The organism is Paraburkholderia sabiae (genome assembly GCF_030412785.1).
Taxonomy (GTDB): Bacteria; Pseudomonadota; Gammaproteobacteria; order Burkholderiales; family Burkholderiaceae; genus Paraburkholderia; species Paraburkholderia sabiae.
In genome coordinates this window covers 1,678,672-1,692,113 of sequence record NZ_CP125295.1, presented here as the reverse complement: position 1 = coordinate 1,692,113, position 13,442 = coordinate 1,678,672, and the positions used below count along the sequence as shown (strand labels likewise).

General features: G+C 58.5%; 5 protein-coding genes, 2 tRNA genes and 3 rRNA genes. 1 reads left to right on the top strand and 9 read right to left on the bottom strand.

Features of this window, described 5'->3' with window-relative positions; all coding sequences use genetic code 11:
• Positions 1-14: 14 nt before the first annotated feature.
• The 3 genes from QEN71_RS07615 to QEN71_RS07605 form a co-directional block, all read right to left on the bottom strand.
• On the bottom strand, positions 15-1,529 hold the full coding sequence (locus tag QEN71_RS07615) for an acetyl-CoA hydrolase/transferase family protein (protein WP_201658756.1): 1,515 nt from the start codon (positions 1,527-1,529) through the stop codon (positions 15-17).
• 136 nt (positions 1,530-1,665) lie between these two features.
• Positions 1,666-1,887 (bottom strand): hypothetical protein, encoded by a 222-nt coding sequence (locus QEN71_RS07610; RefSeq protein WP_201658719.1) that lies wholly within the window; start codon positions 1,885-1,887, stop codon positions 1,666-1,668.
• Positions 1,888-2,001: 114 nt separating this feature from the next.
• Positions 2,002-4,179 (bottom strand): FUSC family protein, encoded by a 2,178-nt coding sequence (locus QEN71_RS07605; RefSeq protein ID WP_201658722.1) that lies wholly within the window; start codon positions 4,177-4,179, stop codon positions 2,002-2,004.
• Between the two features lie 198 nt (positions 4,180-4,377).
• Here QEN71_RS07605 and QEN71_RS07600 point away from each other — a divergent pair, with 198 nt between their 5' ends.
• On the top strand, positions 4,378-5,376 hold the full coding sequence (locus QEN71_RS07600) for a LysR family transcriptional regulator (protein WP_201658725.1): 999 nt from the start codon (positions 4,378-4,380) through the stop codon (positions 5,374-5,376).
• A gap of 245 nt (positions 5,377-5,621) precedes the next feature.
• Here QEN71_RS07600 and rrf read toward each other — a convergent pair.
• From rrf to QEN71_RS07570, 6 genes are all read right to left on the bottom strand, one after another.
• Positions 5,622-5,735 (bottom strand): 5S ribosomal RNA (gene rrf, locus QEN71_RS07595).
• A 206-nt stretch (positions 5,736-5,941) separates the two neighbouring features.
• Positions 5,942-8,822 (bottom strand): 23S ribosomal RNA (locus QEN71_RS07590).
• A gap of 305 nt (positions 8,823-9,127) precedes the next feature.
• Positions 9,128-9,203, bottom strand: a tRNA-Ala gene (locus QEN71_RS07585).
• Between the two features lie 59 nt (positions 9,204-9,262).
• Positions 9,263-9,339 (bottom strand) — tRNA-Ile (locus tag QEN71_RS07580).
• A gap of 64 nt (positions 9,340-9,403) precedes the next feature.
• A 16S ribosomal RNA gene (locus QEN71_RS07575) occupies positions 9,404-10,934 on the bottom strand.
• The 16S, 23S and 5S rRNA genes sit together here with 2 tRNA genes alongside, the layout of an rRNA operon.
• Before the next feature lie 564 nt (positions 10,935-11,498).
• The gene (locus QEN71_RS07570; RefSeq protein ID WP_201656444.1) at positions 11,499-13,421 is read right to left on the bottom strand and encodes a hypothetical protein; all 1,923 of its coding nucleotides are present in this window, start codon (positions 13,419-13,421) and stop codon (positions 11,499-11,501) included.
• Positions 13,422-13,442 lie beyond the last annotated feature (21 nt).

The following is a 13,442-nucleotide window of genomic DNA, read 5'->3' as shown; positions in this document are numbered from 1 at the left end:
GTCATTTCATTGCATCACGCCGTGAGCTTTTGCTCGGGCAGCATCGATCCCGTTTCCTGAAAGCGCGCGTGCCAGGCGAACGCTTCGCGCAGCACGTGCGGCGTCTGGCCGCCGAAGCGCAGCGCATCGCGATAGTAGTCGCGCAGCAGATCGCGATAGAGCGGATGCACGCACCGGTCGATAATCAGCGACGCCCGTTCGCGCGGCGCCAGTCCGCGCAGATCGGCAAGACCGATTTCCGTCACGACGATATCGACGTCGTGTTCGTTATGGTCGACGTGCGGCACCATCGGCACGACGCTCGAAATCGCGCCGTCCTTCGCGATCGATTTCGTCGCGAAGATCGCGCACGACGCATTGCGCGCGAAATCGCCCGATCCGCCGATGCCGTTCATCATGTGCGTGCCGCCCACATGCGTCGAGTTCACGTTGCCGTAGATGTCGAATTCGAGCGCCGTGTTCAGCGCGATCAGACCGAGACGCCGGATCACTTCCGGGTGATTGCTGACTTCCTGCGGACGCAGCACGAGACGGTCGCGGTAACGCGCGAGACCGCCGAACACCTGCGCCTGGCGCTTCTCCGTCAACGTGATCGACGCGCCCGACGCGAACGTGACCTTGCCGGCGTCCATCAGATCGAAGGTCGAATCCTGCAGCACTTCCGAATAGATCGAAAACGGTTCGAACGGCGAGTCGGCGAAACCGGCCAGCACCGCGTTCGCAATCGTACCGATGCCCGCCTGCAACGGAGGCAGCGGCGACGGCATGCGTCCGCGCGTGACTTCGTGCTGCAAGAACTCGATCAGATGGCCAGCGATCAATGCCGTGTCTTCGTCGGCGGGCAGCGCAGTCGACGGGCTGTCAGGCTTGTCCGTGATGACGATCGCGGCGATCTTCTCCGGAGGAATCTCGATCGCGGTCGTGCCGACGCGGTCGCTCGGACGCACGACGGGCAGCGGATCGCGATGCGGACGGCGGCCGGGAATCCAGATGTCGTGCAACCCTTCGAGCGCGAGCGGCTGCGCCAGATTGATTTCGACGATCACCTTGTCGGCGAGAATCGCGAAGCTCGCCGAATTGCCGACGGATGTGGTCGGCACGATGCCGCCCGTCTCCGTGATCGCAACCGCCTCGATGATCGCGACGTCGAGCTTGCCGAGTTGACCGGCGCGCAGCATTTCGACCGTCTCCGACAGATGCTGGTCAACGAACATCACGTCGCCGCGATTGATCGCCTTGCGCAACGTGCTGTCGACCTGAAACGGCAGACGGCGCGCGAGCACGCCCGCGTCCGTCAACAGACTGTCGACGCCATGGCCGAGCGAAGCGCCCGTCATCAGCGTGATCCGCAGCGGCTTGCCTTCGGCGCGCGCGCGCTCGGCGAGCGCGACGGGCACCGCTTTCGCATCGCCCGCACGCGTGAAGCCGCTCGCGCCGACGCGCATGCCGTCGTTAATGAGCAGCGCTGCCTGCGCCGCCGAGGTGATCTTGCCGCGCAACGCGGCACAACGAATCCGGTCTTCGTACATGAATGAAAGTCTCTCCGATGTCTCGCTGGCGGCAGCCGAAGCGCACGTCTTGTTGTCGGTGTGCGTCGTGCGGCTGTCGCCCGATTCCGCTTTATCCCTTGATGCCACTCAGGATGACCGCGCGATGTCGCTCTGATCAGCTACCGAAATACATCACGCAGTAGCTCACGGGACCGACACACTCATTGGCCTTCTTCGCCGGTTTCGCGGCGGGACGCTGCGCTTCGGGTTGAGCGACGCGAGCCGCGTTCGCCTGGGCAACCAGCTGCGCGCTTTCGTCCGCCGGCGCCGTCTGCGCGTGCGCAAGGGCCGCGGCGGACAACGAACAGGCAATCAGGACCAACTTCAGCGCTTTCATTTCAATCTCTCCGGTGGTTTCAAAGACTGCGTAAGCAGTGATTCGACTATAGGACTGGGATCGGCGCGGATTAAGAGGGGCGGCTGGAAGTGATTCTTCCTGGTTGCAGCAAGATCAGCGCGCGTCGAACGGCGCGTCTTTGTCGAGTAACGCCGTGCGGATGAAATGCAGGCAACTCAGGATGCGTTGCTGGTCGTGCCGTCTGTCGCGATCCGTGTGTACGGTTTCAAGCACTTGCTGCACCACGCGCATCGCCGCGCGCACCGAGATCTGCGTACGGTCCGCATGCGCCTTGTCGGGACGCTCGAAAAGTTCGGCGAGATCGCGCGTGACGCGATCGAGCGATGGCTTCCAGCGGGAATGCAGATCGCCTGCATAGGTTGCGCGCTCGATTTCGCTGCGCAGGTCGATCGTTGCATGGCCGACTTCGAGTGTGACCAGCATCCATCGGAGCGCCCGACGATGCCGTCGCGAGCGCTTGGGCAACAGCATGCGCAGTTGATGCATCAGATCGTGCGTGCTCGACTGGAAGCGCTGCGCGAGGCCCGTCAACGGCGCCGTGCAGGCGAGCGTGATCTGGCTGCGCAGGTCGCCTTCGATCCGCGCGGTCAGCCACGGCATCTGTACAGGGAAAACGATCGCCGAACCGACGGCCGTGACGAGCATCGCGACGACGATCGCGACGCCGTTGTTGACCAGCAGATCGGGCGCGTAGACGACGACGTTGTCGGGTGCGGCGAGCAGACAGAAAAACACGGTGAAGCCCACGCCGTAGCCGGCCGTTTTCGTCCGCGACGCGAAGAAGGTGCCCGCCGCGAGCAAGGGCGCGAGCATCGCGCAAAGCAGCGGAAAGCCGTCGATGGCGGGGTACAGATAACACGTGACGAGATAGCCGGCGACCGTCGCGCACGCCGCGCCCACGGCCATCTGCAACGCGAGCTTCACAGGATTCGGCGCCGACGATGTCAGCGCGCACGTAAGCGCCGCGCCGATCACGGCCATGCCGCCGCTCGGCCAGTTCGTCGCGATCCAGAACGCGCTCACAGTTCCAACGACAGCCGCCGTGCGCGCGAACGTGCCCGCCACTACGAAGCCGTTCGTGCGGCTGACGTAGCGCACGGCGGGACGCTCACGCGCCGGATTGTGATTGGTCTCCAGCGACGCGTAGTTGTCGATATACCGAATGAACTCGACGATGAAGCGGTACAGCAATTCGCCCGCCGTATCGAAATCGGGCAGACATTGCGGCTCGGCAGATTCCAGCGGACGTCGCGTGGCGCGCATTCTCGCGGGCAACGTCGCCTGGAAGCTCTTGAGTCTGATTGCGACGCGCGCGGCATCGGAGGAATCGAAGCGACGCTCTTTGTGCGCACCGAGCAATTGCGAAAGCTCGTGAAAATACGGCGACGTGGCCTGTTCGACTTGAGTCGCGGCGTTGCCTCGCAAGCGCTTTCTCAATTGATGCAGCGCATGCAGGCGCGCACAGACATCCATGAATTCGTGGTTCAGCCTTGCAAGCACCTGACTTCGCGAGCGCATGCCGGGATCTTCGAACGCGGCGAATGCGCGCGTCGCCTCGAAGCCGACCACTTCGTCGACGAGATCCGCGAAATAGCGCTCCGAAGCGCCGCGCTCGACGGCCCCGTCCAGCACTTTCACGGCGAACGCACTAAAATTGAGATGCCTCGATTGCAGCGCGTTTTGCAGCGCGAGGCTGGAGCGGCGCGGCACGATCAACGCGCTGACGGCAGCCGAACAGACGATGCCGATGGCCACTTCGGCAGCACGCGTCAACGCAGCGAGAAACAGGCCATTCGGTTCCATCACGGTCGGAATGCCGATCAGCGCCGCCGTGTAGCCAGCCAGCACGAAGCCGTACCACCGAAAATGCCGATACCGGACCGCCGCCGCCACGCAAGCCCCCATCCACACCGTGATGCCGAGCATGTACAGCTCGGGCTGCTGCGCGAACAGCGCGCCCAGCAACAGCGCGGCCAGCATGCCGACGAACGTCCCGACGATCCGATAGAAACTCTTCGCGAGCACCATGCCGCTGAACGGCTGCATCAAGACGAACACGGTCGTCATCGCGGTGCGCGGTTGCTGCAGTTCGAACAGCATCGCGATTCCCAGCGCGAGCAACGCGGCCGTCACGGTCTTGAAGAGATGAAGCCAGATGAGGCCGTCGGTCGTTGCCCAGTCCTTGCCGGCATCGACGATCGCGCGCGGAATGCTAGTGCTCCATCCGAAAGTATCGGAAGACGCTTGCTTGATCGCATGCTGGCGTTTCATGGACTAATACCCCGCGGGGTTGTTGTCGGAGGAATGCGGGGGCCGAACTCACACATGCCTATCCTGAAGGCGCCGATTGTAGGAGCCGCCGATGCGGGAATTAATGGGAGGCGTCGGGAACGTCCCTTCCATATCGCTCAACAATGGCGGCCCCCGACAGGCGGACAATAACGGTTTGATGCCGATCAAGAAGGATCGATGGATACGTTACAAAATATGAGGGTGTTCGTGCGCGTCGTCGAAGCGGGCAGCTTCACGGGCGCGGCGCAATCGCTCAATACGACGACGGGCGCGATGTCGCGTGCGGTTTCAGAACTCGAGGCCCATTTGCGGACGCGTCTGCTGAATCGCTCGACGCGGCGCTTAGCACTGACGACAGCTGGTGAGAGATATCTGAAGCGATGTCAGCTGATTCTTGCTGATATCGATAATGCGGAGGAAGAAGCGAGTGGCGCGCATGAGCGTCCAGCGGGCGTGCTGCGCATGCATAGTTTTGCGAGCATTGGGCAGCATTACGTGTTGCCGGCGATTTCGCGATATCGCGCGCTGTATCCCGAAGTGGCCGTCGAGCTGACGCTCTCGCAGCAGTTGCCGGATCTGTTTGAGGGCAGCGCGGATGTGGCTGTCGTGGGTGCGTCGACGTTGCCGAACTCTGATCTCGTGTCGCTTCTTCTTGGGACAACGTTCAGCATTCTGTGCGCATCGCCTGCGTACATCCATGCTCACGATGCGCCCAAAACCCCTGCCGACCTGCTTCATCACGATTGTCTGCTGCTGAAGACGCCCGCGTTTCCCACCAGCGAGTGGACGCTCGAAGGCCCTAACGGCAACGAAGTGCTGAATGTGAATGGGCCGGTGCAGGTGAATATCGCCGAATCGCTGATCGTGGCGATACGTGAAGGTATGGGAATTGGTATGTTGCCGCTGTACGCGGCCATCGATGGATTGCGGACGGGATCACTCGTGCGCGTGCTGCCAGAGTACACGCTGCAGAAGATGAATGTTTATGCGCTGTATCCGTCGCGTAAGTTCATCGATGCGAAGACGAGGACTTGGGTCGAGTTTTTGCGGACGCATTTGCCGCAGGTTATTGCTCGGGATGTCGCGCTGTTAGGCGAAGTCGGACGGGAGGATGCGATCAGCGATGCGCTACATGCTAGTGAAGTGGGGATTGCTGGGCAGCAAGTGAAGGATTGACTTGGGAACGTGCGGCCGGTGGTTCGTGGTTTTTGTGTTGAGGCGCCAGCCGCGCTTTTTGCGAGAACGAGCGTGTGTCGCTGCATCAACGGATGCCGTTTGCGATGTGCAGTGTCTGATGGGGAAGACTGAGGTTGGACTTAATGCGAAAAGTTCGCGACCGATGCTGGAGAGCGTGGCGCTAAATTGGCGTGTACAAACGCCAAGACCCCGCTTTTGAGGGCGGGGTCTTGTCTGGGTAAGGAGCCTGACGATTACCTACTTTCACACGGGCAATCCGCACTATCATCGGCGTGGAGTCGTTTCACGGTCCTGTTCGGGATGGGAAGGGGTGGTACCGACTCGCTATGGTCATCAGGCATGACGGGTTGCTGCGTCGCGCGGGTTGGAGTCAACCTGGCGCCACAGCCAATCTGGAAGAAGCGTAAAGAGTGTGGGATGTGTTGTTTATGTTGGCACAACATCGATCTCAAACCTGAGTGTGCTTCCGAGACCCTGCGCGCAGCGCAGGGTGGGGCATCCATAAGTGCTGAAGCACTAACGGCTGCCGACACACACCTGTTATAGGATCAAGCCTTACGGGCAATTAGTATCAGTTAGCTTAACGCATTACTGCGCTTCCACACCTGACCTATCAACGTCCTGGTCTTGAACGACCCTTCAAGGGGCTCGAAGCCCCGGGGATATCTCATCTTAAGGCGAGTTTCCCGCTTAGATGCTTTCAGCGGTTATCTCTTCCGAACATAGCTACCCGGCGATGCCACTGGCGTGACAACCGGTACACCAGAGGTTCGTCCACTCCGGTCCTCTCGTACTAGGAGCAGCCCCCTTCAAATATCCAGCGCCCACGGCAGATAGGGACCAAACTGTCTCACGACGTTTTAAACCCAGCTCACGTACCTCTTTAAATGGCGAACAGCCATACCCTTGGGACCGGCTACAGCCCCAGGATGAGATGAGCCGACATCGAGGTGCCAAACACCGCCGTCGATATGAACTCTTGGGCGGTATCAGCCTGTTATCCCCAGAGTACCTTTTATCCGTTGAGCGATGGCCCTTCCATACAGAACCACCGGATCACTATGACCTGCTTTCGCACCTGCTCGACTTGTCGGTCTCGCAGTTAAGCACGCTTATGCCATTGCACTATCAGCACGATTTCCGACCGTACCTAGCGTACCTTCGTACTCCTCCGTTACACTTTGGGAGGAGACCGCCCCAGTCAAACTGCCCACCATGCACTGTCCCCGACCCGGATCACGGGCCAAGGTTAGAACCTCAAACAAACCAGGGTGGTATTTCAAGGACGGCTCCACGGAAACTGGCGTTCCCGCTTCATAGCCTCCCACCTATCCTACACAGATCGGTTCAAAGTCCAATGCAAAGCTACAGTAAAGGTTCATGGGGTCTTTCCGTCTAGCCGCGGGGAGATTGCATCATCACAAACACTTCAACTTCGCTGAGTCTCGGGAGGAGACAGTGTGGCCATCGTTACGCCATTCGTGCAGGTCGGAACTTACCCGACAAGGAATTTCGCTACCTTAGGACCGTTATAGTTACGGCCGCCGTTTACCGGGACTTCAATCAAGAGCTTGCACCCCATCATTTAATCTTCCGGCACCGGGCAGGCGTCACACCCTATACGTCCACTTTCGTGTTTGCAGAGTGCTGTGTTTTTATTAAACAGTCGCAGCCACCAGTTTATTGCAACCCCTTCACCCTTCGCCCGCAGGGGCGTCAAGCTACAGGGGCGTACCTTATCCCGAAGTTACGGTACCAATTTGCCGAGTTCCTTCTCCCGAGTTCTCTCAAGCGCCTTAGAATACTCATCTCGCCCACCTGTGTCGGTTTGCGGTACGGTCAATGTGAAACTGAAGCTTAGAGGCTTTTCCTGGAACCCCTTCCGATTGCTTCGCTCCCGAAGGAGCTCGCGCCACGCCCTTGAATCCCGTGCCCGGATTTGCCAGAGCACCTTCTCCAACGCAGCGACCGGGACTTCCAACACCCGGACAACCTTCCGCGATCCGTCCCCCCATCGCATTTCACACTGGTGCAGGAATATTGACCTGCTTCCCATCAGCTACGCATTTCTGCCTCGCCTTAGGGGCCGACTCACCCTACGCCGATGAACGTTGCGTAGGAAACCTTGGGCTTACGGCGAGGGGGCCTTTCACCCCCTTTATCGCTACTCATGTCAGCATTCGCACTTCCGATACCTCCAGCACGCTTTTCAACGCACCTTCGCAGGCTTACGGAACGCTCTCCTACCATGCACATAAATGTGCATCCGCAGCTTCGGTATATGGCTTAGCCCCGTTACATCTTCCGCGCAGGACGACTCGATCAGTGAGCTATTACGCTTTCTTTAAAGGGTGGCTGCTTCTAAGCCAACCTCCTGACTGTTTTAGCCTTCCCACTTCGTTTCCCACTTAGCCATATTTGGGGACCTTAGCTGGCGGTCTGGGTTGTTTCCCTCTTGACACCGGACGTTAGCACCCGATGTCTGTCTCCCGTGATTGCACTCTTCGGTATTCGGAGTTTGCTATGGCGACGTAATCCGCAATGGACCCATCAACCATGACAGTGCTCTACCCCCGAAGGTGATACACGAGGCACTACCTAAATAGTTTTCGGAGAGAACCAGCTATTTCCAGGTTTGTTTAGCCTTTCACCCCTATCCACAGCTCATCCCCTAACTTTTCAACGTTAGTGGGTTCGGACCTCCAGTACGTGTTACCGCACCTTCATCCTGGCCATGGATAGATCACCTGGTTTCGGGTCTACACCCAGCGACTGAATCGCCCTGTTCGGACTCGCTTTCGCTACGCCTGCCCTAATCGGTTAAGCTCGCCACTGAATGTAAGTCGCTGACCCATTATACAAAAGGTACGCCGTCACCCCTTGCGAGGCTCCGACTGTTTGTATGCATGCGGTTTCAGGATCTGTTTCACTCCCCTCCCGGGGTTCTTTTCGCCTTTCCCTCACGGTACTGGTTCACTATCGGTCGATCACGAGTATTTAGCCTTGGAGGATGGTCCCCCCATCTTCAGACAGGATTTCACGTGTCCCGCCCTACTTGTCGTACACCTAGTTCTTCCTCGCTGTTTTCGCCTACGGGGCTATCACCCACTATGGCCGCACTTTCCAGAGCGTTTGGCTAACAACGAAGATAAAGAGTACAGGCTGGTCCCATTTCGCTCGCCACTACTTTGGGAATCTCGGTTGATTTCTTTTCCTGCGGTTACTTAGATGTTTCAGTTCACCGCGTTCGCTCCACACAGCCTATGTATTCAGCTGCGGGTGACCCATTCGGGCCGGGTTTCCCCATTCGGATATCGGAGGATCAAAGCTCGTTTGCCAGCTCCCCTCCGCTTTTCGCAGGCTACCGCGTCCTTCATCGCCTGTGATCGCCAAGGCATCCACCACATGCACTTGTTCGCTTGACCCTATAACGGGTGTGTCTCCCAATGATTGCTCACTGCAAGATCATCCGCTACAGGTTGAGTTTTCGCGTTGTGCCGTATTCCAGGTTCGTCTTTCGATGAACTCAAAAATACTTTCGATACAATCACAACCCTGATTCACCTACTCATGCACCCATCTCTAAGTACACTTTCGTGAATCTCTTTACTACTTCTTCCTGATTGTTAAAGAACGACAGCCGATATCCGCTACTGCCAGATACCGCTCTGACTGGCTCAATTGCCAATGCGAAGTCTTCTGCTTCAGCAGAACACTGTGCATTGGGAATTGGTGGAGGATGACGGGATCGAACCGACGACCCCCTGCTTGCAAAGCAGGTGCTCTCCCAGCTGAGCTAATCCCCCAGTCATACAGCGCACAGAGGAATGTCAGCGGGTTATCATCACCACACCAGACAAGGCGTTGGTGGGTCTGGATGGATTCGAACCATCGACCCCCGCCTTATCAAGACGGTGCTCTAACCGACTGAGCTACAGACCCCTGAGCCTGTCTTCAAACAACAGCCGACAAGTGTGAGCGCTCAACTTTGAAACGCTAGCTCTGGAAAGGAGGTGATCCAGCCGCACCTTCCGATACGGCTACCTTGTTACGACTTCACCCCAGTCATGAATCCTACCGTGGTGACCGTCCTCCTTGCGGTTAGACTAGCCACTTCTGGTAAAACCCACTCCCATGGTGTGACGGGCGGTGTGTACAAGACCCGGGAACGTATTCACCGCGGCATGCTGATCCGCGATTACTAGCGATTCCAGCTTCACGCAGTCGAGTTGCAGACTGCGATCCGGACTACGATCGGTTTTCTGGGATTGGCTCCACCTCGCGGCTTGGCAACCCTCTGTTCCGACCATTGTATGACGTGTGAAGCCCTACCCATAAGGGCCATGAGGACTTGACGTCATCCCCACCTTCCTCCGGTTTGTCACCGGCAGTCTCCCTAGAGTGCTCTTGCGTAGCAACTAGGGACAAGGGTTGCGCTCGTTGCGGGACTTAACCCAACATCTCACGACACGAGCTGACGACAGCCATGCAGCACCTGTGTTACGGCTCCCTTTCGGGCACTCCCACCTCTCAGCAGGATTCCGTACATGTCAAGGGTAGGTAAGGTTTTTCGCGTTGCATCGAATTAATCCACATCATCCACCGCTTGTGCGGGTCCCCGTCAATTCCTTTGAGTTTTAATCTTGCGACCGTACTCCCCAGGCGGTCAACTTCACGCGTTAGCTACGTTACCAAGTCAATGAAGACCCGACAACTAGTTGACATCGTTTAGGGCGTGGACTACCAGGGTATCTAATCCTGTTTGCTCCCCACGCTTTCGTGCATGAGCGTCAGTATTGGCCCAGGGGGCTGCCTTCGCCATCGGTATTCCTCCACATCTCTACGCATTTCACTGCTACACGTGGAATTCTACCCCCCTCTGCCATACTCTAGCCCGCCAGTCACCAATGCAGTTCCCAGGTTAAGCCCGGGGATTTCACATCGGTCTTAGCGAACCGCCTGCGCACGCTTTACGCCCAGTAATTCCGATTAACGCTCGCACCCTACGTATTACCGCGGCTGCTGGCACGTAGTTAGCCGGTGCTTATTCTTCCGGTACCGTCATCCTCCACCCGTATTAGGGACGAAGTTTTCTTTCCGGACAAAAGTGCTTTACAACCCGAAGGCCTTCTTCACACACGCGGCATTGCTGGATCAGGGTTGCCCCCATTGTCCAAAATTCCCCACTGCTGCCTCCCGTAGGAGTCTGGGCCGTGTCTCAGTCCCAGTGTGGCTGGTCGTCCTCTCAGACCAGCTACAGATCGTCGCCTTGGTAGGCCTTTACCCCACCAACTAGCTAATCTGCCATCGGCCGCCCCTTGAGCGCGAGGTCCGAAGATCCCCCGCTTTCCTCTCCCGAGCGTATGCGGTATTAATCCGGCTTTCGCCGGGCTATCCCCCACTCCAGGACACGTTCCGATGTATTACTCACCCGTTCGCCACTCGCCGCCAGGGTTGCCCCCGCGCTGCCGTCCGACTTGCATGTGTAAGGCATGCCGCCAGCGTTCAATCTGAGCCAGGATCAAACTCTTCAGTTCAAACCTGTTACTGTTTTTCGGGCTCTTTCGAACCCGGTCGCTCACTCAAAATCACTGACAGATGATTCGATCAAGTCTTTCGACTCCATCAAACCTTCCTCAATTTCTTCCGTGTGAGACTCGATTACTTTCGCTATTCAGCGACCCGAAGATCACCGCGCGCCGCCATCGAGCACCCACACTTATCGGCTGTTAGTTTTTAAAGAACATTCGCTAAAAAGCTGCTGTTTCCTGCTGCTTTCTTGCGTCTCCGTCGTTTGGAGAGGCCGAATTATGCGGAACCCCAAGGGGGCCGTCAAGCACTTTTTTCGCGTGCCCTAAGAAAAATTTGCGTTGCTACTTTAATAGGCAGGAATCAAAGCGCACGCGATTGCACTCCGCGCCCTCTTAGAACAATGCTTTGCCACGAATTGCGGCAAAGATCTCTACACCCGGAGAGCAACACACGAATCGCAAAGAGACGTTCGAAATAAAAAGCGCGCGGAACATCCGCGCGCTTTTCACAAGTACTCGCAGCACGACAGGTAGCCTGAAGGCCACCGCCCGCTTCAACAACCACAACGCTTAAGAACCGACGTACCCAGGCGGCGGATTGACATTGCTCTTCGCCACGTCCGCATTCTTCGACACGACGTAGATCGGCGCTTCCGTCAGATTCAGCTTCAGCGTGCCGTCCGTGTAGTGCAGCGTCATTGGATTGCCCATCATGTCGAGCACCTTGACCGTGCCGCTCGTGCCCGGTGAATCGACCGTGAGGTTGTACGCCACGCTATACGTCGAGCTGAAACCCGAGTTCGCGCTCCACGCGTTGTTACTGTGCGTCCACAAGGCCGTAATTACCGAGCCGTTGTTGAGCTGCTGGAACGAGTATGCATAGACACCCGACGGCGTGCTCTTCACAGGGCCCAGCGTATTCGTGCCGTCCAGAATGCGCGACATCGCACTGACCACCATCGCCGCCGGCTTCGGGCTGATGTTGCTCGCGCCGTACGAACCTTGTGCATTCGACAGATCGAAGAACGTGCCGTACCCCACTTCATCGGGATAGTCCGCACCGTAGAACACGTACGAAACGTCCGCACCTTCGCCGAGCAGAATGATGTGCGTGCGCGCGACAACAGCGCCTTGCGCGAACAGCACATTACCCGTCGGATAGTTCGGACCGTACGAGGAGCCGATGTCGTAACTGATGCCCACTTCCGTCTGATACAGCTTCATGCCCGCGCGATACTGGTTCAGCATCGTCGTACGCAGTGTGCGCATCGAGTTGTTCAGCGCATTCGCAGCAGTTGCGGCGTCAGGGTCCGTGGCGAGACGCTCCGGCGGATGCGACGGCGATGTGCCTGCGTCGTAATAGCCGTGCGTCGCGACGCCGTCGATGTATTTGCCATACCCCAGCGAAGCAATACGCGCGAGCCGTTTGTTCGTGAGACTCGGGAACGCGTCCGCGGGCCCCATCACGACAGCACTCTGATCGGTCGAGTGAATGCCCTGATAAACCGACTGGTACAGCGACACGAAATTGGCATCCGTATCCGTCCAGAACTGATTAGGCTCCCACGTCACCTGATAGAAGTTCGCCGACTGCTTAGGGAAGTACTTGAGGCGGACCGCGTTCGATTCGGTGCCGACACGGCTCATATAGTCCTGCAGATACGACGTGTCTTTCGGCAAGGTCGTGAAATCCTCGAAGCCGCCCGACTTCGACGCCCAGCCCGGCACGCCATCCAGACGGATCAGGCGCATCACATTGCCCGACGTATAGAACGAATCGAGCTTGTCGGCCGACGGGCTGAACGTGTTCGCGCCATTCGGCTCCATTACCGACATCTGCCGATCGTCGATCGTCTGCGAGATGCCGAGGCCCGCAAGCACCGCCGCATTATCGTTGGCGCCCTGCATGCCGAAGCGGTGCTGCTCCTGCTTCGCGTAAGTGACGGCGGGCACGACGTCGCTCAGGTTCGGAATCACGCCGAACGTCGCGATGCCCGTGGGACGCGTCCCCGCTTGCGGCAGCGAGCCGCCGCCCGCCTTAAGGCTGCCCGACGCTGCGAAGTAGCCCGCGAGCGTCGACGTGCAGGTCAACTTCGTCTTCGCAGCGCCGCGCGGCACCGGGAAGCTGCCGTTCGCCGCGACGCGGCCCGTCGTGTCGGTGACAGACCAGCCCAGCGTATCGGCGTTACTCGAGTTCGTCGTGAATTCGAGCGAAAAGCTCGTGCCCGACGCGAACATGCGCGTGCCGTCGCTGCTCGGCGTATCGGCGGAGATCAGTGCGCCGCCTCCCGACGTGCTCGCAGTCGACGGCGATGCGCAGCTGAGACTGCCCGTGGTGTTGCCATTGGCCGTCCCATTTGCAGCGGACGGAGCGGATGTTTGAGCGGCGCTATTGGACGACGTACCGACGCCGCCCGAGTCGCCACCGCCACCGCCACAGCCCGCAAGAAGGACCGCTATCGATGACGAAACGAGAAGTGAATTGACTTTCATGGGGAATACGAATGGGCGATC

Excerpts from the sequence above, each read along its gene's own strand:
- QEN71_RS07600 (WP_201658725.1), top strand. The coding sequence starts at position 4,378 with ATGGATACGTTACAAAATATGAGGGTGTTCGTGCGCGTCGTCGAAGCG.
- QEN71_RS07615 (WP_201658756.1), bottom strand. The coding sequence starts at position 1,529 with ATGTACGAAGACCGGATTCGTTGTGCCGCGTTGCGCGGCAAGATCACC.
- QEN71_RS07610 (WP_201658719.1), bottom strand. The coding sequence starts at position 1,887 with ATGAAAGCGCTGAAGTTGGTCCTGATTGCCTGTTCGTTGTCCGCCGCG.
- QEN71_RS07570 (WP_201656444.1), bottom strand. The coding sequence starts at position 13,421 with ATGAAAGTCAATTCACTTCTCGTTTCGTCATCGATAGCGGTCCTTCTT.
- QEN71_RS07605 (WP_201658722.1), bottom strand. The coding sequence starts at position 4,179 with ATGAAACGCCAGCATGCGATCAAGCAAGCGTCTTCCGATACTTTCGGA.